Origin of the sequence: Agreia sp. PsM10 (genome assembly GCF_030433855.1) — a bacterium.
Classification (GTDB): Bacteria; Actinomycetota; Actinomycetes; order Actinomycetales; family Microbacteriaceae; genus Agreia.
Map to the genome: position 1 here is coordinate 1 of NZ_JARUXC010000096.1, position 233 is coordinate 233.

Sequence of the window (233 nt, forward strand, 5' to 3'; positions counted from 1 at the left end):
GTATTAAGGAGGACCCATCATGCGTAAATGCCTAGTTTATTTCACCTTGGGCATAGCTCTGGGCTTCGCGTTTGCCCTTGTGCGCCAGGCTGAGGCGAAGACGATTTACTTCGGCGGCGAAGCCGAAGTCGTTCCGGTAGTCGCCGGAGAAGAAACGCTTCTTCGTTTCCCCGCTGAAGTAAAAACGATCTAGCGCGCGAGCCGTTACAGTATCGGTCCTGCGAATCCGGAGG

1 protein-coding gene is annotated in these 233 nt (G+C 54.9%); it reads right to left on the reverse strand.

Annotated elements, in window-relative coordinates; genetic code table 11:
- Positions 1-31 precede the first annotated feature (31 nt).
- On the reverse strand, positions 32-233 hold a 202-nt coding region (locus tag QCD70_RS19150; RefSeq protein ID WP_301219236.1), incomplete at its 5' end, for a hypothetical protein.